Source organism: Streptomyces anulatus (assembly GCF_014650675.1).
GTDB classification, from domain to species: domain Bacteria; phylum Actinomycetota; class Actinomycetes; order Streptomycetales; family Streptomycetaceae; genus Streptomyces; species Streptomyces anulatus.
Genome location: NZ_BMVK01000018.1, coordinates 138525 through 164945, shown reverse-complemented (window position 1 = coordinate 164945; position 26421 = coordinate 138525). Strand labels below are relative to the sequence as shown.

Sequence of the window (26421 nt, the reverse complement as noted above, 5' to 3'; positions counted from 1 at the left end):
TCCCGCCCGGGACTTCCGGCCCGGGGCCCAGGTCCCGTACCGGGAGTGCCCCAGGTCCCGGTACGCCGGATCGGTCAGCGCAGCGAGGGCCTGCGGGTCCCGTCGGCCGACGGGAGGGTGGCGGGGACGATGGCGGAGAGGAATTCCGTACGCCGGCGGAGCCGGAAGCCGAGGGACTCGTAGAGCCGGACGGCCCCGGTGTTGGAGGCGGAGGCATGCAGGAACGGCGTCTCGCCGCGCTCCCGGATACCGTGCGCGACCGCCAGGACCAGTCGGCTCGCCAGCCCCTGCCCCCGTACGGACTCGTCCGTGCAGACGCCGCTGATCTCGGTCCAGCCGGGCGGGTGCAGCCGTTCCCCCGCCATCGCCACCAACGCGCCGCCCCTACGGATGCCCAGGTACGTGCCCAGTTCGACCGTGCGCGGCAGGAAGGGGCCGGGGCGGGTGCGCGCCACCAGGTCCAGCATCTCCGGCACGTCCCGGGGGCCCAGCGGGACCGCCTCCGGATCGGGCGCGGCGTCCACCGACGCGTCGACCAGCTGGACGCCCTCGGCCCGGAAGGCGATCTCCCAGTCCTGCGGCGGCGACTCCTGGAACGCGGCCAGGGCGACGGAGCCGCCCGGTCCGACGAGCGCCGCGACGTCGGCCCAGTCCTGGGCGTCCGGGACGTCGGGGAGCGCGAGCCAGGGTGTGACATCGGCGGGATAGCGCAGGATTCGCCCGCGCCTCTCGGCGAAGTGGGCGTGCGGACCGGTGAGCGAGGACCGGGCGGGGTTGTCCAGCGGGTGGAGCGGGGAAGGGGCGTCGGTCCGGGGCCGGGGGTGGTTCTGGGTCATGGTCTTCCTCGTTCTCGTTCCGTCCATCGCGCGGTTCTCGGCGGCGGGTGCCCGGGGGTTCGGCGCGGCGCACCCGCCAGGCAGGAAAAGCCGGTGGGTACGGCAGGTATTCCGCGAGGCGAATCTGTTCACGACGCCGCAATCATCGGGACGCGGTCCGTCCTGCCCCGCGCCCCCGGGATGCCGGCCGCCGGGCCTCCGCCATCGGGACACCGGCCCAGCACCGTCGGGTCGCGACCCGGCCGAGGGAACCCGTCTCCCTACGGCGCCCCGATGCCCCGGCGTACGCCCGAGCCGCCGAGCGGCGAAATCGACTCATCCGTAGGCCAATACGCGCCGGTCCGGTCCCAACGGCCGCCCGGCTGTGGCACTCTGGTGGCGACCGCCCCACCGGGCTCCCCCGTACCGGTGGGGCGGTTGTTTGCGCATTCATTGCTCGCGCCCTTCGCCTCGCGCCTCTCGCTTCGCGGTGACGGCGCTTCAGAGCCGAACCACGCCTATTTCCGGCCAACTCACACCGGATGGCCGGATCAACTCCCTCCTCGACGCATGAGAGCCGTACCCCTGGGAAGGCGAACAGACCTCAGGGCCTACGAACCAGGGAGCGTGAAGCGACATGAACGCGCAGACCGCACAGACCGCACGGACCGCGAAGACGGCCGGTACGGAGAAGGCGGGCACCACCGAGGAACTTCCGTGGATCGAGGATGCCGGGAAGGTCGCCCCGATGGACGCGCGTCGGCTCTCGCGCCTCTTCTTCGACCGCCTCCAGGTCCTGGAGGAGGGCACGCCCGAGTACCAGTACGCGCGCAACACCCTGATCGAGATGAACCTGTCCCTCGTCCGCTTCGCCGCCAACCGCTTCCGCAACCGGGGCAGTGGCGACATGGAGGACATCATCCAGGTCGGCACCATCGGGCTCATCAAGGCGATCGACCGCTTCGACCTGTCGCGGGAGGTCGAGTTCACCTCGTTCGCGGTGCCGTACATCGTCGGGGAGATCAAGCGGTTCTTCCGTGACACGAGCTGGGCGGTGCACGTGCCGCGGCGTCTCCAGGAGCTGCGGGTCGACCTCGCCAAGGCGAAGGAGTCCCTGGCGGGCGACCTCGACCGGGACCCCACGGTGCAGGAGCTGGCGAAGGACCTGGGGATCGAGGAGACCGAGGTCACGGAGGGGATCGTCGCCTCCAACGGCTACACGGCGGGTTCCCTGGACATGCCGACCGACACCGCGGACACCGGGCCCCGCCAGGCCGCCGGGCGGACCTTCGCCGATGTGCTGGGCGGACCGGACCCCGCCATGGAGACCGTGGAGAATCTCCACGCCCTCGCGCCCCTGCTGGGCGAACTGGACGAGCGGGAGCGCCGGATCATCGACATGCGCTTCGGCCAGGAGATGACCCAGGCGCAGATCGGCGCGGAGCTCGGGATATCGCAGATGCACGTGTCCCGGCTGCTGAGCCGGATGCTGGGCAAGCTGCGGAACGGGATGCTCGTCCAGGAGTGAGCATCCCGAGCCACTCCGCCGGGCGGGCGGACAGCGGGCGAGAAGGGCGTTGCGGTTCTGACTGATGCATCAGTCAGAACCGCAACGCCCTTCTTGTTAAAGGGCCACGTCCGACCGTGTTGAGGTTTTCTCAACACATGGCTACGGTGGCTGACCATGCAGCAGGACGAGGTGGCCGCACGGGTCCGGCAGGTGATCGACGCGACGGGTGTCAGCGCGCGCGAGTTCGCGCGGCGGATCGTCATCGATCCGTCGAAGCTGTCACGCTCCCTGAACGGCACACGGCGCTTCACCGCCGCCGAGCTGGCCCGGATCGCGGACATCGGCGGCGTGGACGTCGGCCGGCTGATCGGCACGACGGCCGGCGCGGCGGGCGAGGTGACAGCGGGTGCGGCGGCGACACCGTCGAACGTCCGCTCCCCGTCGCCCTCTCGCTCTCCTTCGCCCTCACCGGAGGGCGGCAGACCCTTGCAGATCGTGCGGGAGACCGTCCGGCTCATCGCCGAACGCGGCTTCCACGCCGTCCGGGTCGCGGACATCGCCGCCGCCTGCCACACCAGCACGGCGGCGATCCACTACCACTTCCCCGGCCGTGACGAACTGCTGGAGGCGGCGGTCCGCTGGTGCATGGACGAGGACACCCGTCGCCGTGCCGAGGCCACGGCCGGTACCCGTCACGCCGGGGACGAACTGCGTCTGCTGATCGAGCTCCAGACGCCCCGCACCGAACAGCAACGGCGGCAGTGGTGCGTCTGGCTCGACCTGTGGGCCGAGGCCGCCCGGTCCACCACGGTCGGACGGCTCCACGTGGAGTACTACCGCCAGTGGCGGGGCACGGTCGCCGACGTGATCCGTCGCGGCGTCGGACAAGGCGTGTTCCGTCCGGTCGACGCGGACGGCGCGGCCCTCGCCCTCACCGCGCTGATCGACGGACTGGCCTCCCAGGTCCTGGCCACCGAGCCCGGCCTCCCGGGCACCGGCGCACCGGCCATGCACGACGCGCTCATCGCCCACGTGGACGCCTGCCTGACGGCGCCCGTGTCCGGCTGACGGCCGCGCCCGCCCCGTACACCCCCTGTACCCCCAACCCCCGAACGCGAACTTCCCGTACTCCCCCGAACTCCCCGAACTCCCCGAACTCCCCGAGAGGAGACGTTCCCGCATGCCCGTGAACCAGGACGTCATCATCACCTGCGCCCTCACCGGAGCCGGCGACACCGTCGGCCGCAGCCCCCATGTCCCGGTGACGCCCGAGCAGATCGCCGCCTCCGCCGTGGAGGCCGCCGGGGCCGGGGCCGCCGTGGTCCACATCCACGTCCGCGAGCCGGAGACCGGCGCGCCCTCCCGCGATCCGCGGCTCTACCGGGAGGTCGTCGAGCGGATCCGGGAGACCGGCACCGATGTGGTCATCAACCTGACCGCCGGGATGGGCGGGGACCTCGTCATCGACCCGGAGGCCCCGCTCCGTCAGCTGCCCGGCACCGATCTGGTCAGCGGTCTCGAACGGCTGCCGCACGTGGAGGAGCTGCTGCCGGACATCTGCACCCTCGACTGCGGTTCACTCAACTTCGGCGACGGCAGCAACCTCTACGTCTCGACCCCCGACATGCTGCGCACCGGCGCGAAGCGCATCCAGGAGCTCGGGGTCCGCCCCGAGCTGGAGATCTTCGACACCGGACAGCTGTGGTTCGCCAAGCAGCTCCTCGCCGAGGGGCTGCTCGACGACCCCACGGTCTTCCAGCTCTGCATGGGCATTCCGTGGGGCGCGCCCGCCGACCCGGGCGTGCTCCAGGCGATGGTCAACATGCTTCCGCAGGGCGCCCAGTGGGCGAGCTTCGCGCTCGGCCGGATGCAGATGCCCTGGGTCGCCCAGTCGATCCTGCTCGGCGGACACGTCCGGGTCGGCCTGGAGGACAACCTCTATCTGGGCAAGGGCGTCAAGGCCACCAACGGCCAGTTGGTGGAGCGCGCCGTGCGGATCACCGAATCCCTGGGCTCCCGGGTCGCCACGCCCGACGAGGCACGCGCGAAGCTCGGCCTGCGCCCGCGCGCCTGACCCCGCACGCCTCCCTCACCTCCCCGTTCGCCCTCCGCCTCCGCCTCCGCCGCCCCCTCCCCCCCATCTTTCTGGAGAGTCGCCCATGACTGTCACCCCCACTGCCGCCGCGACCGACGGCCCCGCCGCTCCCTGCGCCCCGGAGGACGTACGCCGTGTGGCGTGTGTCGGGGCCGGGGTGATCGGCGGAGGCTGGGCGGCCCACTTCCTCGCCCGCGGCTACGACGTCACCGCCTGGGACCCGGCCCCCGACGCTGCCGTCCGGCTGCGTCGGCTCATCGCCGCGGCCTGGCCCGCGCTGGAGCAGCTCGGCCTGGCCCCCGGAGCGTCGCAGGACCGGCTGACCGTCACCGCCACTCTCGAAGAGGCCGTGGCCGACGCCCAGTTCGTCCAGGAGAGCGCCCCCGAGAAGCTGGACCTGAAGCGCGATCTGCTGGCCCGGCTGGACGCCGCCGCGCCCGCCGGCACGGTGATCGCCTCGTCGACCTCCGGCTATCCGATGACGGACATGCAGACGGAGGCCGCCGACCCCGGGCGGCTCGTCGTCGGGCATCCCTTCAACCCGCCCTACCTCATTCCCCTGGTCGAGGTCGTCGGCGGTGAACGGACCGCGCCCGCCGCGGTCGACTGGGCCTCGCGCTTCTACGGTGTCGCGGGCAAGTCCGTGATCACCATGGACCGCGAGGTGCCCGGCTTCATAGCCAACCGGCTCCAGGAGGCCCTGTGGCGGGAAGCCCTGCACATGGTCGCCAACGGCGAGGCGACGGTGGCGGAGATCGACGCGTCGATCACCGAGGGCCCGGGGCTCCGCTGGGCCGTCATGGGCCCGATGCTCACGTTCGCGCTCGCGGGCGGCGAGGGCGGGATGGCCCATATGCTCGACCACTTCGGCCCGTCGCTGAAGTCGCCCTGGACCCGGCTCGAAGCACCCGAACTGGACCGCGCCCTGTACGAGGCGGTGGTGGCCGGCTGCGAGCAGGCGGCGGACGGCCGGAGCATCGCCGACCTGGTAGCCGAACGCGACCGGGGCGTCATCGACGTCCTGCGGGCGACGGGCCGCCTGCCCCGGACCGCCGAGGAGGTCGCCCGATGAGCGAGCACCCGGCCCCCGAGGAGACGACCGTGACCGACGACGCCACGGAACTCCCCCTGGTCCACCGGACGGTACGACCCGAGTGGATCGACTACAACGGCCATATGAGCGAGGCGTTCTACGTCCTCGTCTTCGGGTACGCCACCGACGCGATGATGATCGAGACCGGTCTGCACGCCGGATACCGGGAGAGCACCGGCTGCTCGCTCTACACCGTCGAGTCGCACTTGCGCTATCTCCTCGACGTGGCCGAGGGCGCCCATCTCGCCGTCCGGACACGCCTGTTGGGAGTGGACGCGAAGAAGGCGCGCTTCAGCCACGAGCTGTACGTGGTCGGCGCACCGGACGCCGCGCCGGAGCCGGAGGCCGCCCCGGTGGCGACGAGCGAGCTGCTGGCGCTCCATGTGGACCAACGGGCGGGCCGCACCGTCCCGTTCCCGGATTCGGTACGGGAGCGGCTGGCCGCGCTCGTCGAACCGCCGCCCGCGTGGGCGGGTCGCTCCATCACCGAGGTCCCGGCGGTCCGCTGAGCCGTCTCCGTACTCCCGTCGCCGTCACCGTCACCGCCGGGCCGGGGCGGCGACGGAGCGGGGAAGCGATGGGATGTGGCGGCGACGGAGCGGGGAGGCGGCGGAGAGCGGCGGCTCCGGAGCGGCCGGGTATGGCTTCTCCGTTGCCGCAGTGTTGCGGGCCATGACGCGCCGTTGCGGGTTCGTGGCCGGGCGGGCGACACGCTTCCGAGGGTGCGGTATGCGGCCTACGGTCCGTATTCAGCCGTCACCGCCCCGTGCGAGGAACCACATGAGCCAGCCCCTCGACTCCGTCACCGCAGGCCACACCCCCGAGAACCAGAACCGTCAGGAGCCCGGCGCCGCCTGGTCGTTCGAGACCAAGCAGATCCATTCCGGCGCAGCCCCGGACCCGACGACCGGCGCCCGCGCGGTGCCGATCTACCAGTCGACGTCCTTCGTCTTCCGCGACACGCAGCACGCGGCCGACGTGTTCTCGCTGGCCGAGCCGGGCAACATCTACACCCGCATCCACAACCCCACCCAGGACGTCCTGGAGCAGCGCATCGCCGCGCTGGAAGGCGGGGTCGCCGCCGTCGCGCTGGCTTCGGGGCAGGCCGCCGAGACGCTGGCGATCCTGACGCTGGCCGGGGCCGGGGGCCACATCGTGTCCTCCCCGTCGCTGTACGGCGGCACCTACAACCTCTTCCGTCACACGCTTCCCCGGTTCGGCATCGAGGTGACGTTCGTCGAGGACCCGGACGACCTGGAGGCCTGGCGGGCCGCGGTCCGGCCCAACACGAAGGCGTTCTTCGCCGAGACGCTCGGCAATCCGCGCGGCGACGTGCTGGACGTCCGGGGCGTCGCGGACACCGCGCACGGGGCCGGGGTGCCGCTCATCGTCGACAACACCGTGCCCACCCCCTTCCTGCTGCGGCCGATCGAGCACGGCGCGGACATCGTGGTCCACTCGGCGACCAAGTTCCTCGGCGGGCACGGCACGACGATCGGCGGCGTGGTCGTGGACGCCGGCACGTTCGACTTCGGGGCCCACGCCGACCGTTTCCCCGACTTCCACGATCCCGACCCGAGCTACCACGGGCTGCGCTACTGGCCCGACCTGGGCCCGAGTGCGTTCGCGGTGAAGCTCCGGGTGCAGCTGCTGCGCGACCTGGGTCCCGCCCTCTCGCCGCATTCGGCGTTCCTGCTGCTCCAGGGCGTCGAGACGCTCAGCCTGCGGCTGGAGCGGCACACCTCCAACGCGCTGGAGCTCGCCCGCTGGCTGGAGCGGCGCGACGAGGTGGAGACCGTGCACTACGCGGGTCTGGAGTCGAACCGCTGGTACGAGGCCGGGCAGCGCTACCTGCCGCGCGGGGCCGGGGCCGTGCTGGCCTTCGAACTGCGGGACGGGGCCGAGGCGGGCCGCCAATTCGTGGACGCCGTCGGGCTGTTCAGCCACCTCGCCAACATCGGTGACGTACGGAGCCTGATCATCCATCCGGCCTCCACCACGCACAGTCAGCTCACCGAGGAGCAGCTGCTCGCCACCGGCGCGACGCCCGGTCTGGTGCGGCTGTCGGTGGGACTGGAGAACGTGGACGACCTGAAGGCCGACCTGGAGGCGGGTTTCCGGGCGGCGAAGGCGGCGTCCTGAACCGGACGGCCCCGCACCGCGCGCGCCCCCTCCCGCCGGCCTCCGGCGGCCGGCGGGAGGGGGATCCGCCCGGTCGTCGCCGCTGGGCGGCGATCGAGGACCCGCTGCCCCTGGAGTCCGGCGTCCTGCTGCCGGGGGTGCGCCTGGCGTACGAGACCTGGGGGCAGCGGGCGGCGGACGGGTCCAACGCCGTGCTGGTGCTGCACGCGCTGACTGGCGACAGCCATGTGGCCGGAGCCGCCGGCCCGGGGCATCCGACGCCGGGCTGGTGGGACGCGCTGGTCGGTCCGGGCCGGGCCGTCGACACCGACCGCTGGTTCGTCGTCGCGCCCAACGTCCTGGGCGGCTGCCAGGGCAGCACCGGCCCTTCCTCCCTCGGGCCCGACGGCACGCCGTGGGGGCCGCTGTTCCCGTATCTGAGCGTCCGGGACCAGGTGGCGGCCGAGGCGGCGCTCGCCGATGTGCTGGGCATCGACCGGTGGGCGGCCGTCGTCGGCGGGTCGATGGGCGGTATGCGGGCCCTGGAGTGGGCGGTGAGCAGGCCCGGGCGCACCGGTTCGCTGCTCGTGCTCGCCGCCCCGGCGGCCGCGACCGCCGAGCAGATCGCCTGGGGCTCGGTGCAGATCGGCGCGATCCGCTCCGACCCGGGATGGCGGGGCGGCGACTACCACCGGGCGCCCCCGGGCGGCGGCCCCCACAGAGGCCTCGGCCAGGCGCGCCGCATCGCCCACATCACGTACCGCGGCGAACCCGAGCTGAACTCCCGCTTCGGCGGCCGGGCGCAGCCCGGGGAGCAGCCGGGGCACGGCGGCCGCTACCGGGTGGAGTCCTACCTAGACCACCACGCGGACAAGCTGGTGCGCCGCTTCGACGCGGGCAGCTATGTGACGCTCACCGAGGCGATGAACGGCCACGACGTCGGCCGGGGCCGGGGCGGGATCGCCCGCGCGCTGCGCCGGGCGGACATGCCCGCTCTGGTCGCGGGGGTCGACTCGGACCGGCTGTACCCCCTGGCGCAGCAGGAGCGTCTGGCCGCGCTGCTGCCGGGGGCGGACGCCGTGCGCACCATCGCCTCGCCCTGCGGGCACGACGGTTTCCTCATCGAGACGGAGCAGGTGGGCCCGCTCGTACGGGAACTGCTCGCGAGCCTGCCGCAGCCGCGCCCGCGCCCCGCTCCCTCCGCTCCCGCCCCCTCCGCTCCCTCTCCCACCTGACCGCCCGCCTGGCCCGCCCACCGGTGGCTCCCCCTGCCTTTCTCCCCGACTCTCCACTCCGACTCTCCACCCCGACTCTCCACCTGACCTGCGAGGAGCTTCCATGAGCCCGGTTCCGACCGAGGACGTCTACGACCGGATACGGATGCGGCAGTGGACCGGCGGCCGGGCACGCTCCGCCGGGATCGACCGCCGCGATCTGCTGAAGCTGGTCGCGGCGGCATCGGCCGCCGTGCCGCTCGCCTCGGTCGCCGCACCCGCGCGGGCGGCCGACGGGCTGCCCGGGGTGGTCAAGCCGCTGCCTCCGGAGCTGTTCACGCTGCGCGGCACCAACGCGGAGACGAACTTCGCCGCCCTGCGGGACACCGGGCTGCTCACGCCCGCCGACCGGTTCTTCGTCCGCAATCACACCGCCACCCCGCGCATCGACCGGACCGACTGGAAGCTGACGGTGTGGGGCGACGGGCTGACGGGCGGCCCGGTGGACTTCGGCTTCGCGGACCTGCTGGCCCTCCCCCAGGTGACGCGCACCGCGTTCGTGGAGTGCGCGGGCAACGGCCGCAGCTTCTTCACCTCGCAGCAGGGCCAGGCGGTCAGCGGCACCGCGTGGACGCTCGGGGCGATCGGGACGGCACGCTGGCGCGGGGTTCGGCTGTCGGACGTACTGCGCCGGGCGGGAATCGGGCGGCACGCGGTGGACGTCCTGCCGCGCGGCCTGGACGCGGAGGTCGTCACCGACGGAGTGAACCTGGGGCGGGTGCGCCGTCCGCTGCCGGTGGAGAAGGCGCTGGACGACGTCGTCCTCGCCCACGAGATGAACGGCGAACCGCTGCCGCCCGACCACGGCTACCCGGTCCGGCTGATCGTGCCGTCGTGGGTGGGCATCGCCAACATCAAGTGGGTCGGCGACATCGAGGTGAGCGCCGAGCCGCTGCTCACCCCGTGGAACACCGGCCTCTACCGGCTGTTCGGTCCCGGGCATCCGCCCGAGGGAAGCGCGCCGCTCACCCGGCAGACCCTGAAGAGCGCCTTCGAGCTGGCCCCGGGTGCCTCGTTCCGCGCCCATCGGCGCACGCTGCTGACCGGGCGTTCCTGGTCGGGCGGGGCGCCCGTGCGGGCCGTGGAGGTCAGCACCGACGGCGGGACGCACTGGCGGCGGGCCCGGCTACGGGACGAGCCGCGGGCCGGGAGCTGGGTGCGCTGGACGGCCGACTGGGTGCCGAAGGAGCGGGGACCGGCCGTGCTGCTGGCGCGGGCGACGGACCGTTCGGGGCGTACGCAGCCGGTGGCCACCGCGCACAACACCCAGGGCTACCTGTTCGACGCGGTGGTGCGGCATCCGGTGAGCGTGGTCTGAGCCGGACCGGGCCGCGTCACGGTGCCGTGCGGGCCCCTGCCAGTACGGCGGTGTGCACGGCGCGGGCGATCCTCGCGCCCCAGGTGGACCGGGGTCCGGCGAAGGGTTCGCCGCCGTCCTGTCCCGGTTCGGGGGCGGCGACGCACACGGCGTCCGTGGGGGTGCCCGAGCAGTCGAGCCCGGCATCCAGGAGTGCCTGGACCTTGGCCTCGGTGGCGGTGGCGACGGCGTTGACGAGGGCGGCGTCGGAGAGCGCGACGGGCAGCGTGACGACGATGTTGACCGTGCCCGGCCGGAACGGAGCCCCCGGCACTTCCTCGTCCTCCGGCCGGAACGGGGACCCCGGGACTTCCGCCTCCGGTCGGCGCGGCGCCCGAGTGGCGGTGTCGGGGACCGCCGCCCAGCCCCGTACACCGAGGCCGGCGGTGACGGTCGCGGTGACGCCGCCGTCGTGGCCGGTCGTGTACGCGGCGACGTCGGCCGCGGTCATCAGCCCGGCGCCCGGACCGGTGAGCCCCTCCGCGGCGGCGATCTCGGCGAGGTGGCGGTCCGGGTCGAGGCGCGGGTAACCACCGGGGACCTGCGCGTTGAGGATCCAGGCCCGGGGGCCGATGCCGCCGCCGAGCACCGCGCTGCTGCAGACCCGGACGCCGGGCCCCAGCCGCCACAGGAGGTGGTGGAGCCGGTGCCCGTCCTCGTGCCGGTCGCGCAGTTCGCCGCGTTGCGCGGGCGGCCGGAGGCGTACGGAAGAGATGGCGCACCCCTGGTGGCTCGGCGGTCGGCGGTGGTCCGTCCTTCGGCCGCCACGGTCCGTCGATCATATGCGCGGCCCGGCTTCTCACCCGATTGGCCTAACAGGTTCCGGGACGGCCCGGTGCCGCCGCACGGGCCCGGGGCCCCGCACCGGGCTTCCGGGAGCCAGGATCGGGCCGGGCGGGCGGTTGCAGCGTCCATGCGGGTGAGGCGCGATGGAATCCGGACGCGCCACCTCTGGTGGAGCCACCCACAGGGCGTGCCCGAGAGGAGGAATCGGTTATGGGAGCCGCTGACGGTTTCACGGATTCCGGAGAACTCGACGGTCTGACCGTGTACGACAACGACGGCGAGAAGGTCGGCAGTGTGGGCCGGGTCTACGTCGACGACGACACCGGCAAGCCCGACTGGGTCACGGTCAAGACCGGCCTGTTCGGCATGAAGGAGAGCTTCGTCCCGCTCGCCGGAGCCCGTCGGGTGGGCTCCGACCTGCACCTCGCGCATCCGAAGGACAGCGTCAAGGACGCACCGCGCGTGGACGCGGACGCGCACCTCTCCGTGGCCGAGGAGGAGGAGCTGTACCGGCACTACGGCCTGACCAGGAAGTCCGGCAATCTCGGTGAGAACCGTTCGGCGGGCGCGGACGCGCCGACCGTCGCCGGGACCGGGGCGATGGGTGCGGCGGGCGCCGCCGGCGCGGCGGGCGCGGCGGGCGCGGCCCGTGGGACCGGAACGGCCCCCACCGCCAAGGCGACCGGGAAGGCGACCACCGTCGGCACGAGCGCCGGGACGGCCGGCGCGGGAACTACGGGAGCGGGCATGGCAGGAGCAGGCAGCGGTACGGGCAGGCACCGCGACACGGACGCCTCCACCACGGCACGCCCGATGGCGGGCGCCGGTGCGGGCACGTCCCGGTCGGCCGACATGAGCGGCCGCGAGGAGATGATCCGCTCCGAGGAGCAGCTGCACGTCGGCAAGGAGGAGTACGAGAGCGGCAAGGCGCGGCTGCACAAGTACGTGGTGACCGAGGAGGTCACCCGGACCGTGCCCGTGTCCCACGAAGAGGTCCGCGTGGTCCGCGAACCGCTCCAGCCCGGTGAGAAGACCACCGGGACCACGGACTTCGGCGAGCAGGACGTCGAGGTGACGCTGCACGCGGAACGCGCCACCGTACGCAAGGAGGCCGTGCCGGTGGAGCGGGTCCGGCTGGAGACCAACCGGGTCACCGAGCAGAAGGAAGTCTCCGCCGAGATCCGCAAGGAGAAGATCGACTACGCGGACGGCACGGACATGGGCAAGGGCAAGGACGCAGGAGGCGAGTTCGGCCAGGGGCGACGCCGCTGACCGGTACTTCCTCAGGTGGCCGCACGGCCGCTCCCATGTCCTCGGCCGCCGGGCGGGCTCGTTCAACGGGCCCGCCCGGCGGGCTGTCCGGCGCCGTCCGCGCTCAGCGGCGCGGCAGGAACCGTACCGAGGGGCGTCCGTCGGGACCGTCCGGGGTGACGACCGCCCGGACCCCGTAGACGTCCTCGATGAGCTCCTCGGTGATGACCTCGGCCGGGGTCCCGCCGGCGACGACCCGGCCGGCCCTCATCACGGTGATCCGGTCGCAGAACATCGCGGCGAGGTTGAGGTCGTGCAGCGCGACGACGCTGGTGACGGGGAGGTCGGCGACCAGGGCGAGCAGGTCCAGCTGGTGCTGGATGTCGAGGTGGTTCGTCGGTTCGTCGAGCAGGAGTTCGCGGGGCTGCTGGGCCAGGGCGCGGGCGATCTGGACGCGTTGGCGTTCGCCGCCGGACAGGGTGTGCCAGGACTGCCCGGCGTGGTCGGTGAGCCCGGTGCGGCGCAGTGCCTCGGCGACGGCGTCCTCGTCGGTGCGGTCCGGGGCCGACCAGGCGCGGCGGTGCGGGATGCGGCCGAGGCGTACGACGTCCAGGACGCTGAGGTCGACCTGGGTGACCGCGTGCTGGTCGACGACGGCGATCCGGCGGGCGACGGTGCGGCGGCCGAGGGAGGCGAGGGGATCCCCGTCCAGGGTGACGACGCCGGTGTCCGGGGCGAGAAGGCCCGCGAGGATCCGCAGCAGGGTGGATTTGCCGGAGCCGTTGGGGCCGAGCAGTCCGACGGTGGAGCCGGGAGGCGGGGTGATGGCCACGCCGTCGAGGATGAGCCGGCCGCCCGCCTCCAGGCCGACCCGGTCGGCGCGCAGGCCTTCACAACCGTTCGTGGTGCGGCTCATGGTGTGCTCCGGGTGCGGTACAGGACGAGGACGAACGCGGGGACGCCGATCAGCGCGGTGACGACGCCGACCGGTACTTCCTGGGGGTCCAGGACGGTCCGGGCGAGGGTGTCGACCCAGACCAGGAACACGGCCCCGGCGAGCGCGGTGACCGGGAGGAGCCGTCGGTGCCCGGAGCCGGTGAGGGCGCGGGCGGCGTGCGGCAGGACCAGTCCGACGAAGCCGATCGCCCCGGCGGCGCTGACCAGGGCCGCGGTCAGCAGCGCGGTGGTGCACAGCAGGACGATCCGGGTGCGGGCGACGTTCACGCCGAGCGCGGCGGCGGCGTCCTGTCCGAAGGCGAAGGCGTCGAGCGTACGGGCGTGGGCCAGGCAGATCACCAGGCAGACGGCGAGGACGGCGGAGCAGAGGACGACCTCGCTCCAGCCGACCCCGCTGAGCGAGCCGAGGAGCCAGAACAGCACCCCGCGGGTCTGCTCGGCGTCGGCGGAGGTCATCACGACGAAGGAGGTGAGGGCGGAGAAGAGCTGCATCGCGGCGACGCCGGAGAGGACGACCCGGTCGGTGGAGCCGCCGAGGGTGTGGCTGAGCAGCAGCACCAGGGCGAACGAGAGCAGCGCCCCGACGAACGCCCCGGCCGACAGCGACACCGCTCCCCCGCCGACCCCGAGGACCACCACCACGACCGCCCCGGTCGAGGCCCCGGAGGAGACGCCGAGGACGAAGGGGTCGGCGAGCGGGTTGCGCAGCAGGGACTGCATCACCGTGCCGCAGACCGCGAGACCCGCGCCGCACACGGCGGCGAGGAGGGTGCGGGGCATGCGGAGGTTCCAGATGATGCCGTCGCGGATCGGGCTGAGGTCCGAATCGCCGAACCCGAGGTGCGCGGCGACGGCGGAGAGGACGTCGGGCACGGAGATCCGGGCGGGCCCGATGGTCACGGCGACCGCGACGGAGAGCAGCAGGAGCAGGATCCCGCCCGTCCAGAACGGCACGGCGAGCCGGGCGCCGTGCCGGGCGGGGGCGGGCCGGGCTACGGGCGGCGCCGCATCCCTCTCCCCGGCGGCGGGCACCGGCTCCGCCGCCGTTCGGTTCCCGGTGCTCACCCCGCGAGCCCGAAGCCGCGCAGTCCGGCCGCGACGCGTTCCAGTCCCTCGACCGTCCGGATGGTGGGGTTCATGGCCTGTCCGCTGAGCAGTACGTAGCGGCGGTTCCTCACGGCGTCCATGGTCCTGGTGACCGGGTCGGACTCCAGGAACTCGATCTTCTTCGCGGCGCTCTCGGCGGTCTGTGTCGTACGGGTCAGGTCGCCGATGACCAGGACGTCGGGGTTGCGGTCGGCGACGGTCTCCCAGCTGATCTGGGGCCATTCGTCTCGGGTGTCGTCGAAGACGTTCTTCGCGCCGAGTTCCTCGGTGATGACACCGGGGGCTCCGCAACAGCCCGCGAGGTAGGGGGCCTTGGAGTCGGAGAACCAGTAGAGAAGGGAGGCGTTCGACGCGTCGACGCCGTCGGTGGCCTTGTCCACGCGGGCCCGGAGCTTCTTCACCAGGGCGTCGCCGCGTTCGGGGACGCCGAACACCCGGGCCAGTTCGCGGACTTCCGTGTAGACGCTGTCCATCGTCAGCGGCGCGGTACGGGCTCCGTCGCCGCCGCCGCTGTTGTCCTTGCCCGCGCAGTCGGCGGGCGAGATGTAGGTGGGGACGCCGAGCTGCTCGAACTGTTCGCGGGGCGCGACTCCGCCCTTGGCGAGGGTGGAGGTGAAGGACGCGGACACGAAGTCGGGCTCCTTGTCGAGGACCTTCTCCGAGGAGGGCCGGTTCTCCGATATCCGCTCGACGCCCGCGTTCGCCTTCTCCAGGCCCTTCATGACCGGATCGGTCCAGGTGGCGGTGGCGGCGAGCCGGTCGGCCAGGCCGAGCGAGAGCAGGATCTCGGTCGAGCCCTGGTCGACGGAGACGGCCCGCTCGGGCGGGGCCTTCACGGTGACGGTGCGCCCGCAGTTCTTGAGCGTGACCGGGAATCCGTCGGCGGTGCCGCCCTCGGCGGCGGCGGTGCTCCCGTCGCCGCCACAGGCGGTCAGCAGGAGGAGTCCCGCCGCGAGCAGGGCGGCGGTGCGTATCGGGGCAGGGGTGGCCGTGGGCAGCACGAAGGACCTCGGTGTCTCTGGGCCCAGCCGCGGAGCCCGTCGTACGGTTCCCGTGCCACGGTGCGGGCGCGGGCGCCAGCAGGTCTTCGGACTCGGGTTCGTCCGGGCGGGACGCCTTCCCGGAGCACATCCGTGCTCCAGTGGCCGTGGCCCCGCCCGTCCCCCTCACCGCTGCGCGTCAGTTCCGGATTCGCACCGGATTCCCTGACCCCGTCGTGGGGTTCGACTGGCCCCGGCAAGCTATCACGCGTCTTCGGGCTGGTCGGAGGCGGTGCGGCGGGCGGCTGTACGCGGGGCCGGTGCGGCGCGGGATCGGCCCGCCGCACCGGCCCGGCGGGGTCCGCCAGGGCTTCGGGGCCCGGGGGTTACGGAGCCTGGAGGGCGATCACCGCGTTCTGGCCGCCGAAGCCGAAGGAGTGGCTGACCGCCCGCCGTACGGGCACCTCGCGCGGGACCTTGGTGACGCAGTCGATGTCGAACCCGGGCTCGGGGGCGTCCAGGTTCGCGATCGGGGGGACCACTCCGTGCTGGAGCGTGAGGATCGTCAGGCCCGCCTCGATGGCGCCGGCCGCCCCCATGCAGTGGCCCAGCACGCCCTTGGGGGCGGTGACGGGCGGCCGGTGCGGATAGGACCGGCCGATGAGGGCGGCTTCGGTGGCGTCGTTGAGGGGGGTCGACGTCCCGTGCGCGTTGACGTGGTCGACGTCCTCGGCACGCCAGCCCGCGTCGCGCAGCGCGGCGTCGACCGCCGCCCGTGCGACGTCCCCGGACGGGTGGGGGCTGGTGGGGTGATGAGCGTCGGTGGTGGCGCCCGCGCCCGCGATCAGCGCCCGGGGGACGGCGCCTCTCGCACGGGCCTCATCCGCCCGCTCCAGGACCATGATGGCCGCGCCCTCGCCCATGACGATCCCGGCCCGGTCCGCCGCGAAGGGGCGGCAGAGGCGGGCGGGGTCGCCGTCCCGCAGCGCTGCCGCGCCGGAGCGGGCGAAGCCGGTCATGGCGACCGGGAACACGATCGACTCGGTGGCCCCGGCGATGGCGATGTCGCACTGGCCCAGCGTCAGCATGTCCCGGGCCACCGACAGCGCGGTCACCCCGGACGAACAGGCCGTGCACGGCGCCAGGCTGGGGCCGGTGGCCCTCATCCCGATGGCGATCTCGGCCGCGGGCATGTTCGGGATGGTCAGCAGGATGCCCGAGGGCGAGGTGGCCCCGGGGCCCCGCCGCTCCAGGGCGACGGCCTGTTCGGTCAGTCCCGCGGATCCTCCGCTGCTGGTGCCGACGACGACGGCGACCCGGGCGCCGTCCCAGTGCGCCGGGTCGAGCCCGGCGTCGGCGACCGCTTCCCGGGCGGCGAGGAGCGCGAACTTGACGTACCGGCCCATCCGGTACGCGGTCCGGCCGCCGACCGCGTCGTCGAGGTCGATGCCGGAGACCGTACAGGCGAAGTCGACTTCGCAGCCCAGCAGTTCGGGGACGGTACGGGCGGGCGACACACCCGCGCAGACTCCGTCCCAGGTGGTGTCGGTGGTGTGGCCGACCGGGGTGATCATGCCCAGCCCGGTGACGGCGATGGCGGGTCGCTTCATCGGGTGTTGCTCACCGGCACCGTGGCCTCGGCCGCCGCGCTGCCGACGGCCGCGTCGATGTACGCGGTGATGTCGGCCAGCGTCGCGTCCTTGTACAGCTTCTCCGAGTCCGCGTCGACGCCCAGGGTCTCCTTGATGACGACGGCGAACTCGGCGACCGCGAGGGAGTCCATCTCCAGGCTGTCCATGGTGGACTCCGGCAGGATCTCGGCGGCGGGCACCTTGAACGTCCCGGTCAGCACCTCGGTGATCTTGGGGTGGATGGTCCTCATGGTGGTTCCTCTCATCGGCGTCTCATCGGCTTGGCTTCGTGCTGCGCGGCGGGTCCGTGAACGCGATGGCCCACCGCCCGATGTAACTGGATGACGATCCTCCGGTTACGCCTTCGGGTGAACCGATTCGTCAACGCTCACCTGCGGCTTCTCGAACCATCGGGAGAGCACGGAGGTGGTTCCCCAGTACGCCAGCAGGACGCCGCGGGTGCCGAGCGCCGCCACCTTTTCGCGCAGCGGGCGCCTCCTGCTGCCGCAGACGGGCCGCCGGAACTCCGCCGCGCGGCCCCGGATCCCCACCCGGCGGCCCCGGTGCCAGGACCCCTCGGGGTCGTCGTAGACGTCCGCGTAACCGGGTCCGGCGATCGGCCAGTCCGACATCAACCGCTCGGGCAGCGCGAAGGATTCCACCAGGGCGGGGGTGTGTTCGGCCACGACGGCGACCGCGTCCTCCACCGCGTCGGGCAGAAAGGTGACCTGATCGGCGGTCAGCCGTCCGGATGCGAGCAGGTCGCCGCTGTTGCGGGCGATCCACCGGAGCGCGAAGAGCCTGCGCAGCTCGGTCAGCCGTTCGCGCGCAGCGCCATCGGGCAGGGCGGCGACGGCCTCGGCGTACGCTTCGTCGGCCTGCCGGTAGGCGTGTGCCTCGACGCCGCGCAGCGCGGCCGAGGAGGCGGCGTTCCACCGGCCGAGCGGGTCGCCGGGCGGGGCGGCGGCCATCCGCTCGCGGGCGCGGGCGAACCAGAGGTCCTCCACGGCCGCGAACAGCCCCCCGAGGAAGGCGGGATCGTCCGTATCGCCGGGGCCTTCCGGGGCCGGTTCCCGGACGGTGGCGCTGAACAGCATCTCGGCGGCGGCCTTGGCGTGCACGGCGAGGTTGTCGCCCTCGGCGGTGATCGCGCCCTCGATGCCGGTGAACAGTTCGGTCATGCCGTTGTTCTCCAGGAGCCCCTGGGCGCCGCACCGTTCGCGGCACTCGACGATGACGGCGCGCGCCTGCCAGGTGATCCACCCCTTGGCGACGGCCACCAGGCGTTCCGCCTCGTCCCGGTCGGACTCCGGGGCCGACTCCCAGCGGTCCAGGGCCCTGCGGTGCAGCAGGCTCATCGCGTAGACGGTGGCCATCGCCCCGGCCAGCGGCCCGTGGTGGGTGCGGTGCGCGTACACCGGGATCCGCCGCACGGCGCGCGATCCGGAGATCATCCGGTGGCCGGCGTAGCGGACGGCGATGGCCAGGGTGACCCGGGCTGAGCCGACCGCGCAGGCGCTCATGGAGAGCTTTCCGGGGGTGACCCGGCCGATGGAGGCGAGGAACCGCCTTCTGCGGTTGGGGACTTCGCTGCGGAACCGCCCGTCGTCCCCGATCCGTCCCTGCTGTCCGGCGAGCAGCGCGTCGCGCGGGACGAAGCGGCGGTCGAAGGAGGTCAGGCAGTGGTCGACCGGGGAACCCATCCGGGCGGGCAGCCGCCGCACCCGGACACCGGGCAGGGCGCGATGGGCGTCGGTGAGCGGGACGAGGAAGAGGAAGACCCCGTGGTCGGCGCCGTCGACGAGCAGCCGGGCCGCCACGACACCGGACTTGGGACCTCCTGCGGGGCTGGTGTTGGGCATGAACTTCTGCGCCCCGGCGTGCGGGGTGTGCAGCACGAAGCCGTCGCGTTCGCGGTCGTACGTCGCGGTCGTCTCGATGGCCGCCGCGTCGTTGCCGTGCGCCACCTCCGTACAGAGGAAGGTGCCCACGCGCCGCAGGGCGAGGAAGTCCGACAAGTCGCGGAGTGTGCCCGCGTCGTGGTCGAGGAGGCTGCCGAGGAAGAGGTTGTAGTGGATGCCCGCCACGGTGGTCAGCGCGGGGTCGACGGGGCCGAGCCACTCGTGCAGGGCGGCCAGCGCCCGGGGGTCGGCGGCCAGCCTCGCGCCGCTGTCGAGTGCGTTGTTGAGGATCCGCAGCCGGTGGTAGGAGAGGGCGAGTCGTTCGTCGGGGGTGCCGCCATCGGGACGGCGAAACGGTTCTGTTGTGAGCAGCCGGCGCCAGAAACCGTGTTCCCGGCGGAAGTTCGGTCCGAAGAGCACCGCGGTGAGCAGGTCGTTCGTGGACGGCGGGGCCGCGTCGTTCATGATTACGGTCACAACACAGTAACGATCAAGGAACGGCGAGGACACCCTCGCCGTCCCGAAATGCCCCTGTGGATCAGGCGCGTTGGAAGGCGAGGGCGACGTTGTGGCCGCCGAAGCCGAAGGAGTGGCTCAGCGCCGTCTCGACCCGCTGGTGGCGCGGCTCCTTGGTCACGCAGTCGAGCGGGAAGGCGTCGGGGAGCGCGTCCAGGTTGGCGATCGGCGGGACGACGGAACGTTCCAGCGTCAGGACGGTGGCCACCGCCTCGATCGCGCCCGCCGCCGCCAGGGTGTGGCCTACGACGCCCTTGGGCGCGGTCACCGGCGGCCGGTGCGGGAAGAGCCGGGAGATGAGCGTGGTCTCCATGGCGTCGTTGAGGGGCGTGGAGGTGCCGTGGGCGTTGATGTGGTCGACGTCGGACGGCGTCCAGCCCGCCTGGTCGAGCGCCGCCTGGACCGCCCGCTGGGCGCCGTACCCGTCGGGGGCCGGGGCGGTGGGGTGGTGGGCGTCCGTGCTGGACCCCGCCCCGGTGAGCAGGGCACGCGGGCGGCCGCCCCGGGCACGGGCCCCCGCCTCACGCTCCAGGACGAGCATGGCGGCGCCCTCGCCGATGACGAAGCCGTCCCGGTCGGCGGCGAACGGGCGGGACGCGCCCGCCGGGTCGCCGTTGCGGGTGGAGAGCGCGCCCATCCGGGCGAAGGCGGTGACCACCAGCGGGGTCAGCACCGACTCCGCGCCGCCCGCCACCACCACGTCGCAGCTGCCGCCGAGCAGCAGATCGCGGGCGACGGCGACCGCGGTGGCCCCGGAGGCGCAGGCGGTGGCGGGGGCGAGGCTCGGGCCGCCCGCCTTCAGGGCGATGGCGACCTCGCCCGCCGCCGCGTTGGGAATCATCATCGGGACGAGCAGCGGGGAGACCGCCTCGGGGCCCGAGGCCGCCAGCTTGGCCGCGTTGTCCACCAGGACGGAGACGCCGCCGACGCCCACGCCGAGGACCACCCCGACCCGGCTGCCGTCCCACCGTGCCGGGTCGAGGCCGGCGTCGGCGACGGCCTGCCGGGCGGCCACCAGTGCCAGCTTCACGAACCGGGCCATCCGCCACACCGACCGGCCGCCCACCGCCGCGTCCAGGTCGATGCCGTCGACCGGACAGGCGAAGTCGACCGGCAGACCGGCCAGTTCCTCGCACCGCCGGGCGGTGGAGTGCCCGGAGCACAGCCTCTCCCAGAAGCTGTGCTCGTCCGCCCCTGCGGGTGTCACCAGGCCAACACCCGTCACCGCGATGGCGGTGCCGGCTCCGGCCTCGGTGCCCTGATCAGCGGGGAGCGACATGCTGTGTTCCTTCCATAGAATCCGTGCAAATGGTCCCCGGGGTCCCCGGCCAGCGCAGCGCTGCCGAACCCCAGGTCAGTCCGCCCCCGAAGGCGGTGAGCAGCACCCGGTCGCCGGAGCGGAGGCGGCCTCGGCCCGCCGCGTCGGCCAGGGCCAGCGGGATGGAGGCGGCGCCGGTGTTGCCGACCCGCTCCACATGGGTGACGCAGCGCTGCGGCGCGATGCCGACCCGCTCCGCGACGGCGTGCAGGATCCGGGCGTTGGCCTGGTGCGGCACGAAGCGGTCGACCTCGGCCGGGTCCCAGCCGACCCGGTCCAGGAGCGTCCGGCAGGAGCCGGTCATCCGCTCGACGGCGTGCTGGTAGACCGTGCCGCCCTGCATGCGGAAGAACCCGTCGTCCAGGGCCGGCGGCTTTCCGCTCGCCCGTGCGCGGGCCCCGCCGCCGGGGACGGTGATCAGGTCGTAGCCCGTGCCGTCGCTGCCCAGGTCGAACGCGAGCAGTTCCCCGGGATCGCCGGAGTGCCCGGCCGCCACCAGGGCGGCGCCCGCCCCGTCGCCGAAGACGACGCCCGCCGAGCGGTCGGCCGGGTCGAGCCAGGTCGAGTAGACGTCGGCGCCGACCAGCAGGACCCGCTCGTAGAGTCCCGAGGCGACCAGCCCGTGGCAGACGGCCAGTCCGTAGACGAAGCCGCTGCACACGGCGGCGATGTCCAGGGCCGGTACGGTGCCGAGCCCGAGCCGGGCCGCCAGCGCGGGGGCGGTGCCCGGACAGAGGTGGTCGGGGGTGGCGGTGGCGAGGACCACCGCGTCCACCTCGCCCGCCGCGGGGGCGCGGGCCAGCAGCCGGGAGGCCGCCTCGTAGGCGAGGTCCCCGGTGGCGACGCCCGGTCCGGCGCGGTGCCGGCTGCCGATGCCGGTGCGGCGGCGTACCCAGGCGTCGTCGACCTCCCAGTCCGCGGGGAGCCGGTCGTTGCCGACCGGCTCCCCCGGCACCCATCCCGCCACGCTCTCCAGCACCGCCGTGCGCGCCCCGGCCGCTAAGACGCCCGCCCGCGTCCCCGGCTCCGTACCGCTGTCGGACGTCCGTCTCCTCGCCACCCGTTGCCCCGCTCCCGTTGTCGTACTGCATCCGGTTGACGAACGGCGGAACGTCTCACGAGGATGCGTTCGACTGCGCCGAACGGGTCATGACGTGGTGTCAGTTGTCTGCGAGCGCCTCGCGGAGCTCGTCCGCGCCGGGCGGATTGGCCCCGGCCCGGGAGACGGTCACGGCGGCGGAGGCGACCGCGTGGCGCAGGACGTCGGTGACGGTGCCCCGGTCCACGGCGTGCATCCGGTCACGCGCCCCGGGGCCGAGGAGGCCGTGCGCGGCGAGGGCGTGGAGCGTCCCCGACATGAACGCGTCGCCCGCGCCGACGGTGTCCACGACGTCGACCTCCGGGGCCTGGACCGTGATGGGGCCGCCGGACAGGACGGCCAGGGCCCCGGCGCCGCCCCGGGTCACGAGCACGACGGCGGGACCGCGCCCCAGCCAGCGTGCAGCGACCCGCTCCGGATCCTCCCCGGGGTACAGCCACTCCAGGTCCTCGTCGCTCGCCTTGACCAGATCGCTCAGCCCGACGCACTCCTCGACCCGGCGCACGGCCGCCGCGTGATCGCCCATGAGGGCGGGCCGCACATTGGGGTCGTAGCTGACGGTCGCGGTGGCCCGGGCGGCGCGCACGATGTCCAGGACCGTGGTGGACCCGGGCTCCACCACCGCACCGATCGACCCGGTGTGCACATGGACCGGGGCGGGTTCGACGGCGACCGGGGCGAGGGTCCAGGAGACGTCGAAGGCGTAACCGGCCTGCCCGGACCCGTCCAGGGTGACGGCGGCCGACGGAGTGGGGGCGGTGGAGCCGTCGGTGCGGACGTCGACTCCGCCGGAGGCGAGGTGCTCCCGGATGAGCCGCCCGTTCCCGTCGGGGCCGAGCTGGGTGAGCAGGACGGCGCGGTGGCCGAGGCGGGCCAGGCCGTACGCGACGTTGGCGGGGCTGCCGCCCGGGTGGACCCGGGCGGTCTGGTCCGGCAGCCGGACGATGTCGGCGACGCATTCGCCGACGACCAGCAGTTCGCTGTGGTTGAGCATGGGGGTGGGGTCTCCTAGAGTGCCGTGACGTGGGTGTCCTGGTAGGCGGCGCGGCCTCCGAACACATTCAGACCGATCCTGCCCCGCCGATGGGTTCCGTCGGTGGTGTCGAAGACCGTACGGTCGCCGACGAGCACCTCGATACGGGTGGAGCGGGCGCGGATGCGCAGCGGCAGCGTGGTCCCGCCCCGGACGAGCAGGGGTACCTCGGCGAGGACCGTGCTCCGCCCGGCGTCCCGGCGGAAGAGCCGGACGGTGCGCAGGTTCGGGTCCAGGTTGACCGCGTAGCCGTCCGCCGCGTCGGCGGAGGCCCGCAGCAGGACCGAGCCGGCGCCGCCGTCCGCCGGGCCGGGGCCGCCGAACCGGACGAGCGTGGTCAGCTCGAAGTCGCCGTACTCGGTGCTGGAGAGCACGGTCGAGTCCCGGTCGAAGTGGCCGGTCCTGCCAGCCCCGGTGGTGGTCCAGCGGCCGGCCGGGAGGACGGTGAGCGCACCGAGGCCGCTGGTGCGGAACTCCCCCGGGGCCGGCGGTGCCGGGCGGTCCGGGTCGCGGTCGGTGACACGGAAGACGTCCGCCAGCCGGTGCACGTCGAGGGTGACGATGCGGGCGGCGCCCCCGGTGGCGTAGAAGGACATGCCCTGGGCGTCCGGTTCCGGCAGGAGCAGGCTGGTGAGGGTGACCCGGCCGTCGCCGCCGAAGACCTCGACGGCGCTGGTGTCCATGAACAGGTGCACGCGCAGGCGCCGTTCGCCGTCGGCCTCGGTGAGCGGCAGGGGTGCGGAGCTGCGGCCCGCGAAGTGTTCGGTGAAGTCCGCCGGGCCGCTCGCCGTCCGGTCCACGAAGAGTTCCCCCGCTCCGGTGTCGTAGCCGATCGTGGTGTGCCGGGTCCGGTTCGTACGGAGCCGGAGGCCGAACTCGGTGGCCGCGCCGGACGCGGGCAGGGCGATCTCCGCCTCGATCTCGTAGGAGCGGCCGCGCATCCCGGCGAGGGGGTCGGGGGAGCCCGGGCCGACGGTGACGTCCTCGATACGGGTCCGGTCCCTGCGCAGGGCGCGGGTCTCGGGGGCCGGCCGCTGGAGAAGTCCCAAGCCGGACAGGGTCAGTTCGCGAGGAAGCCCCAGCTGGCCGTTCCACTCCCCGGTGGGAGCGCTGAAGGGGTAGTCCCAGTTGCTGAGCCAGGCGAGCTGCACGCGCCTGCCGTCCGGCAGGCCGGCGAAGGTCATGGCGGCGTAGTAGTCGCGGCCCGCCTCGGCGCGCAGCGGGGTGCCCGGGGTGTTGGTGGTGGTGAAGGCGGCGCCGTCCCAGTCGCCGAGGAAGTATTCGGCGGCCGACCCGTCGGTGCGGCGGACGGCGCCCGTGGAGATCGCCAGCACCCAGCGCACCTGTGCGGCGTCGCCGTCGAGGGGCAGCGGGAAGAAGTCCGGGCATTCCCAGACCCCACCGGTCACCCAGTCGCCGTAGCCGAAGGAGGAGCGGTGGTCCCAGGTGAGGAGGTCGGTGGAGGTGAAGAAGCGGATGTGGTCGCCGCCGGAGACCGTCATCACCCACTGGCCGTGCTCCTCGTCGCGGACCACCTTCGGGTCACGGAAGTCCCAGTTGCCGTCCGGTCCACCGGGGTTGGGGACCACGGGGTCGGGCCCGTGCCATTCCCAGGAGCGCCCCCGGTCCTTGCTGAACGCGACGCGCACGCACTGGTTGCCGCCGGGTTTGTCCGGGTGGTAGCTGGTGTAGTAGGCGATCAGTCCGCTGCCGCCGCCGAAGAGCCCGCTGGTGTCGTCGGTGTCCGCCACGCAGGACCCGGACCAGGTGTGGCCGTGGTCGGAGACGGGCAGCGCGACGGGTAGGTGGCGCCAGTGCAGGAGGTCGGTGGAGACGGCGTGCGCCCACTCGCCGGAGTCCTGGTGGAAGAGGTGGTACTCCCCCTCGTGGTGGACGAGTCCGTTGGGGTCACTGGTGTGCGAGGCGAGCTGGGTGTAGTGGTGGCCCGGGCGGTGGGGGTCGGTGAACCAGTTCTGCGGCGTGCGGGCGCGGACCTCCTGGAAGTGCGCGGTCCCGCCGGTCGCGGTCAGGGCCGTCGTCGTGCCCGTGGTGCGGGTGACGGTGGCCTCCAGCACGGGGACGCCGTCCACCGTCACGGCGAGGTTCCGGCCGAGCGCCCGCACCTCGGTCCTGTAGGTGCTCCTCGCCTTGAACGGGCGTACGGGGAGGGCGGCTCGGGTGAGCACGGCGCCGGCCGCGCGGTCCAGCAGGGATACCCCGGTGGCGTCGATCCGGGCCTCGTAGCCACCCCTCCCCCGGCCGTCCGCGCGCACGACCAGGCCCACGGCCGTGGCGCCCGCCGGGCGGAGGTCGGCGCTCAGCAGGATGTCGCCGGAGGCGAAGGGGGCGGTGCGCAGGGCTGCGGGGCCTTCGGCGCGGATGCCGCGCAGGTCGGGGGTCCAGGTGCCCGATGCGGTGGTCCAGCCGTCGAGGTCCGTGACCAGGTCGGTCAGGGCGAGGTTCTCGAAGGAGGCCGCGCCGCCGGTGACCGCGACGCCGAAGCGGCCGGCTGCGTGGGCGGTGTCGGTCGCGGTGATGACCGGGGCGTAGCCGTCGGGGGCGATGAAGTCGCTCTGCCAGCGCACCCGCAGCTCGGGCCCGTCGGCCCGGACGAGCAGGCGGTAGACCCGGCCCGGCTCGACGGTGGTTTCGTGGGAGCCGAGGGTGACGTCGCCGTCGATACGGTACAACCGCAGCCGGTTCAGGTGTGGTTGGACCTGGATGCCGTACCCGGTGGTACCCGCCGCGTCGGTCCGCAGGAGGAGCGTCGCCGTGGTGTCGGGGTCGTGGATCTGGAGGTCGGCGCGGTACTCGGTGTCGTGCGCCCGGGTCTCCGCGACGGCCCGGCAGCCGTCGCCCGGCTCGGGCCGGACGTGCCAGCCGAGGGCGGTGGCGTCCCAGGTTCCGCCGTGGGTGCGCCAGCCGGTGGCCGTCGTGGTGACGACCTCGGTGACGGCGGGCGGGCCGAAGGCGGCGGTGGCGCCGGTGACGCGGAGGCCGACGACGCCGTGGGTGTGGGCGGTGTCGCGGGCGGTGAGGACCTGGGCTCCGTCGAGTTCGACGGTGAGCAGGGGGCCGTCGGTGACGACGGCGAGCCGGTGGGCGGCGCCGGTGCGGAGGTCGGCGCGGGCCGGCGGGGCGAGGTCGCGGCCGGTGGCGAGGTCGTGGAGCCTGACGCGTCCGGTCCCCGGCTCCAGGGCTGCCGCGTACCCGGCGGTGCCGTCGGGGGCCGCTCGCACGACGAGTGCCGCGGTCGCGCCGGGGTCGACGGTGACCTGGGCCGTGTAGCGGCCGACGGCTCCGACGCGCTGCTCGGACAGAGCGAGAGCGGGCCGGCCGGCGGTGGCGGCAGCGCGCTGGCCGCCGTCGGCCTCGCGGGTCCAACTGCCGCTCAGCGCGAGCGGATCGGGAATGGGGACAGCCGCCGGGTCCGGGGCGGTTGCGGCCGCGCCTGTCGCGGCGACGGCCCGGCCGATGAGGGGCAGGGGGGTCAACAGGGTCAGTCCTGCGGTCGAGATGAGCGCGCGCCGAGAGATGGACATCGTCGTCTCCTCAGAGGGGGTGGAGCCTGTCACCC

Annotated in this window: 21 protein-coding genes and 1 riboswitch; of the genes, 9 read left to right on the top strand and 12 right to left on the bottom strand. The window is 73.7% G+C overall.

The window, feature by feature from the left end; genetic code table 11:
- Positions 1-74: 74 nt before the first annotated feature.
- Positions 75-836 carry a GNAT family N-acetyltransferase gene (locus tag IE272_RS32300; protein ID WP_057661117.1) on the bottom strand — a complete coding sequence of 254 codons (762 nt, stop codon included), beginning with the start codon at positions 834-836 and terminating at the stop codon, positions 75-77.
- A 616-nt stretch (positions 837-1452) separates the two neighbouring features.
- Here IE272_RS32300 and IE272_RS32295 point away from each other — a divergent pair.
- The 8 genes from IE272_RS32295 (at position 1453) to IE272_RS32260 (ending at position 10226) form a co-directional block, all read left to right on the top strand.
- A complete protein-coding gene (locus IE272_RS32295) occupies positions 1453-2343 on the top strand; it encodes an RNA polymerase sigma factor SigF (protein WP_190009278.1) in 891 nt (296 codons plus the stop codon).
- A 156-nt stretch (positions 2344-2499) separates the two neighbouring features.
- Positions 2500-3393 carry a TetR/AcrR family transcriptional regulator gene (locus tag IE272_RS32290; protein ID WP_056700273.1) on the top strand — a complete coding sequence of 298 codons (894 nt, stop codon included), beginning with the start codon at positions 2500-2502 and terminating at the stop codon, positions 3391-3393.
- A gap of 112 nt (positions 3394-3505) precedes the next feature.
- Positions 3506-4399 carry a beta-keto acid cleavage family enzyme gene (locus IE272_RS32285; protein WP_176739417.1) on the top strand — a complete coding sequence of 298 codons (894 nt, stop codon included), beginning with the start codon at positions 3506-3508 and terminating at the stop codon, positions 4397-4399.
- A gap of 85 nt (positions 4400-4484) precedes the next feature.
- On the top strand, positions 4485-5492 hold the full coding sequence (locus IE272_RS32280; protein ID WP_190009276.1) for a 3-hydroxyacyl-CoA dehydrogenase NAD-binding domain-containing protein: 1008 nt from the start codon (positions 4485-4487) through the stop codon (positions 5490-5492).
- Positions 5489-6022, top strand: coding sequence for a thioesterase family protein (locus IE272_RS32275; protein WP_073960412.1), 534 nt, complete (start codon positions 5489-5491; stop codon positions 6020-6022). The genes IE272_RS32280 and IE272_RS32275 overlap by 4 nt, the downstream gene beginning before the upstream one ends.
- 271 nt (positions 6023-6293) lie before the next feature.
- Positions 6294-7655: a bifunctional o-acetylhomoserine/o-acetylserine sulfhydrylase gene (locus tag IE272_RS32270; protein ID WP_190009274.1), complete on the top strand. Its 1362-nt coding sequence runs from the start codon at positions 6294-6296 to the stop codon at positions 7653-7655.
- Complete coding sequence (metX, locus tag IE272_RS32265; RefSeq protein ID WP_056711882.1) at positions 7652-8869, top strand: homoserine O-acetyltransferase MetX; 1218 nt, start codon at positions 7652-7654, stop codon at positions 8867-8869. The genes IE272_RS32270 and metX overlap by 4 nt, the downstream gene beginning before the upstream one ends.
- 103 nt (positions 8870-8972) lie before the next feature.
- Positions 8973-10226: a sulfite oxidase gene (locus tag IE272_RS32260; RefSeq protein WP_056700269.1), complete on the top strand. Its 1254-nt coding sequence runs from the start codon at positions 8973-8975 to the stop codon at positions 10224-10226.
- 16 nt (positions 10227-10242) lie between these two features.
- Here IE272_RS32260 and IE272_RS32255 read toward each other — a convergent pair whose 3' ends face one another.
- The gene (locus IE272_RS32255; RefSeq protein ID WP_229897884.1) at positions 10243-10980 is read right to left on the bottom strand and encodes an adenosylcobinamide amidohydrolase; all 738 of its coding nucleotides are present in this window, start codon (positions 10978-10980) and stop codon (positions 10243-10245) included.
- Between the two features lie 281 nt (positions 10981-11261).
- Here IE272_RS32255 and IE272_RS32250 point away from each other — a divergent pair, with 281 nt between their 5' ends.
- Positions 11262-12323 (top strand): PRC and DUF2382 domain-containing protein, encoded by a 1062-nt coding sequence (locus tag IE272_RS32250; RefSeq protein WP_190009272.1) that lies wholly within the window; start codon positions 11262-11264, stop codon positions 12321-12323.
- A 103-nt stretch (positions 12324-12426) separates the two neighbouring features.
- Here the strand turns inward: IE272_RS32250 and IE272_RS32245 are convergent, their stop codons facing one another.
- The 10 genes from IE272_RS32245 to IE272_RS39170 all read right to left on the bottom strand — a co-directional run bounded on the left by IE272_RS32245 (position 12427) and on the right by IE272_RS39170 (position 26386).
- On the bottom strand, positions 12427-13218 hold the full coding sequence (locus tag IE272_RS32245; protein ID WP_190009270.1) for an ABC transporter ATP-binding protein: 792 nt from the start codon (positions 13216-13218) through the stop codon (positions 12427-12429).
- Positions 13215-14324 carry a FecCD family ABC transporter permease gene (locus IE272_RS32240; protein WP_057661130.1) on the bottom strand — a complete coding sequence of 370 codons (1110 nt, stop codon included), beginning with the start codon at positions 14322-14324 and terminating at the stop codon, positions 13215-13217. Before IE272_RS32240 ends, IE272_RS32245 begins: the two co-directional genes overlap by 4 nt.
- The gene (locus IE272_RS32235; protein ID WP_107103477.1) at positions 14321-15367 is read right to left on the bottom strand and encodes an ABC transporter substrate-binding protein; all 1047 of its coding nucleotides are present in this window, start codon (positions 15365-15367) and stop codon (positions 14321-14323) included. The genes IE272_RS32240 and IE272_RS32235 overlap by 4 nt, the downstream gene beginning before the upstream one ends.
- Positions 15368-15427: 60 nt before the next feature.
- Positions 15428-15613, bottom strand: a riboswitch (cobalamin riboswitch).
- A gap of 119 nt (positions 15614-15732) precedes the next feature.
- Positions 15733-16956 carry a beta-ketoacyl-[acyl-carrier-protein] synthase family protein gene (locus IE272_RS32230; protein WP_190009269.1) on the bottom strand — a complete coding sequence of 408 codons (1224 nt, stop codon included), beginning with the start codon at positions 16954-16956 and terminating at the stop codon, positions 15733-15735.
- Positions 16953-17228: an acyl carrier protein gene (locus tag IE272_RS32225; protein WP_050362616.1), complete on the bottom strand. Its 276-nt coding sequence runs from the start codon at positions 17226-17228 to the stop codon at positions 16953-16955. Before IE272_RS32225 ends, IE272_RS32230 begins: the two co-directional genes overlap by 4 nt.
- A 105-nt stretch (positions 17229-17333) precedes the next feature.
- Entirely contained in the window at positions 17334-19343 is a 2010-nt protein-coding gene (locus tag IE272_RS32220; protein ID WP_190009309.1) for an acyl-CoA dehydrogenase family protein, read from the bottom strand.
- Positions 19344-19416: 73 nt separating this feature from the next.
- A complete protein-coding gene (locus tag IE272_RS32215; protein WP_050362618.1) occupies positions 19417-20673 on the bottom strand; it encodes a beta-ketoacyl-[acyl-carrier-protein] synthase family protein in 1257 nt (418 codons plus the stop codon).
- Positions 20657-21772 (bottom strand): beta-ketoacyl-ACP synthase III, encoded by a 1116-nt coding sequence (locus IE272_RS32210; RefSeq protein WP_229897873.1) that lies wholly within the window; start codon positions 21770-21772, stop codon positions 20657-20659. Before IE272_RS32210 ends, IE272_RS32215 begins: the two co-directional genes overlap by 17 nt.
- Positions 21773-21872: 100 nt before the next feature.
- Positions 21873-22805: a carbohydrate kinase family protein gene (locus IE272_RS32205; protein WP_190009267.1), complete on the bottom strand. Its 933-nt coding sequence runs from the start codon at positions 22803-22805 to the stop codon at positions 21873-21875.
- A 14-nt stretch (positions 22806-22819) separates the two neighbouring features.
- Positions 22820-26386 carry a glycoside hydrolase family 32 protein gene (locus IE272_RS39170; RefSeq protein ID WP_190009265.1) on the bottom strand — a complete coding sequence of 1189 codons (3567 nt, stop codon included), beginning with the start codon at positions 26384-26386 and terminating at the stop codon, positions 22820-22822.
- Between the last annotated feature and the right edge of the window lie 35 nt (positions 26387-26421).